The following is a 1,864-nucleotide window of genomic DNA, read 5'->3' as shown; positions in this document are numbered from 1 at the left end:
ATGTAGTAGAAGTTGCGCGACACGTTATGGTCGTTCTGCTCGTACCACAGGCCGGCCTCCAGTTCGTGGATGCCCACCGTCCACGACAGCGCGGCGGTCGGCGACGAAATAGCCGGTGCGCTCGAACTGGAACGACTGCTCCGGTGCGGCGCTGGCTGCGGCCGGCTCGACATAGCCGGTGACGGTACGGCGCGATTCCGGGTTCAGGTAGTCGCGGTAGGTCTTGCCTTCCGATTCGTCGTCAGGATTCGGCACCGAGAACAGGCGGTCGTACAGGCGGATCTCGGCCGGCACGCCGTGCACGGCGCTCACCCAGTGGATGGTGCCCTTGACCTTGCGGTTGGCGCCTTCCATGCCCGGACGCGATTCCGGATCCAGCCAGCCGCGCAGCTCGGTGATGGTGCCGTCGGCATCCTTGATCACTTCGTCGCAGCGGATGATGCCGGCGCCACGCAGGCGCACTTCGCCGCCCGGCACCAGGCGCTTCCAGCCCTTCGGCGGCACTTCGGCGAAGTCCTCGCGATCGATCCACACTTCGCGGGCGAACGGAACTTCGCGGCTGCCGAAGCTCTCGTCCTTCGGGTGGTTGCTGAAGGTCAGCAGTTCTTCGTGGCCTTCCGGAAGGTTGGTCAGCACCAGCTTGACCGGGTCGACCACGGCCATGCGGCGCGGCGCGGCGCTGTCGAGGTCCTCGCGCAGTGCGCCTTCGAGCACGCTGAAGTCGATCAGCGAATTCTGCTTGCTGATGCCCACGCGCTCGGCGAACAGGCGCATCGCGGCCGGGGTGTAGCCACGGCGTCGCAGGCCCTGCAGGGTCGGCATGCGCGGGTCTTCCCAGCCGTCCACCAGCTGTTCAGTGACCAGCGCCATCAGCTTGCGCTTGCTCATCACCGTGTAGTTGATGTTCAGGCGCGAGAACTCGATCTGGCGCGGCTTGGCCGCTTCGCGTGGCAGCCCGGCATCGACCAGGGGCTGGGTCAGCGCGTCGTCATGGGCGAAATCGACGTTGTCCACGCACCAGTCGTACAGCGGGCGGTGGTCTTCGAATTCCAGCGTGCACAGCGAGTGCGTGATGCCCTCGATCGAATCACCCAGCGCATGGGCGAAGTCGTACATCGGGTAGATCGGCCACGCGTTGCCGGTGTTCTGGTGCTCGACGTGCTTGATGCGGTACAGCGCCGGATCGCGCAGGTTGATGTTGCCGCTGGCCATGTCGATCTTCGCGCGCAGGGTGCGCGCGCCATCGGGGAACTCACCGGCGCGCATGCGGCGGAACAGGTCGAGGTTTTCCTCGACGCTGCGGTCGCGCCACGGCGACGGGCGACCCGGCTCGGTCAGGGTGCCGCGGTAGGCGCGCACTTCCTCGGCCGACAGGTCGCAGACATAGGCCTTGCCCTGTTCGATCAGCTTCTCGGCGGCCAGGTAGTAGGCCTGGAAGTAGTCCGAGGCGTGGCGCAGCTCGTTCCAGCTGAAGCCCAGCCAGCGCACGTCGTCCTGGATCGCGGCCACGTATTCCGGATCTTCCTTGGCCGGGTTGGTGTCATCGAAGCGCAGGTTGCAGACGCCGCTGAATTCACCGGCGATGCCGAAGTTCAGGCAGATCGACTTGGCGTGACCGATGTGCAGGTAGCCGTTCGGCTCCGGCGGGAAGCGGGTCTTGATCGCCTGGTGCTTTCCGCTGGCCAGGTCCTCGCGCACGATCTGGCGGATGAAATCGCGCTTCTCGTGGCTGTCGGCGGGGGTCTCGGGGCTGGCGGGGGTGTGCTCGGACATGAGTCTGGGGCGAAAAAGGGCAGAAAGACCAACAGTCTAGCGCGTACGGGGCAGGGCTGCCGGGGTTGCCGCGTGGTGCTGGGCAAGGCGC

The 1,864-nt window shown here is 66.3% G+C and carries 1 protein-coding gene; it reads right to left on the bottom strand.

Features of this window, described 5'->3' with window-relative positions; all coding sequences use genetic code 11:
* Positions 1-24: 24 nt before the first annotated feature.
* The gene (locus ABGA94_RS03905) at positions 25-1,773 is read right to left on the bottom strand and encodes a glutamine--tRNA ligase/YqeY domain fusion protein (RefSeq protein WP_375366438.1); all 1,749 of its coding nucleotides are present in this window, start codon (positions 1,771-1,773) and stop codon (positions 25-27) included.
* Positions 1,774-1,864 lie beyond the last annotated feature (91 nt).

Origin of the sequence: Stenotrophomonas sp. 3diitr2024, from assembly GCF_042136455.1 — a bacterium.
GTDB lineage: Bacteria > Pseudomonadota > Gammaproteobacteria > Xanthomonadales > Xanthomonadaceae > Stenotrophomonas > Stenotrophomonas sepilia.
The sequence above is the reverse complement of the archived record's forward strand: the minus strand, read 5'-3'. Positions and strand labels throughout refer to the sequence as shown.

Excerpts from the sequence above, each read along its gene's own strand:
- ABGA94_RS03905 (WP_375366438.1), bottom strand. The coding sequence starts at position 1,773 with ATGTCCGAGCACACCCCCGCCAGCCCCGAGACCCCCGCCGACAGCCAC.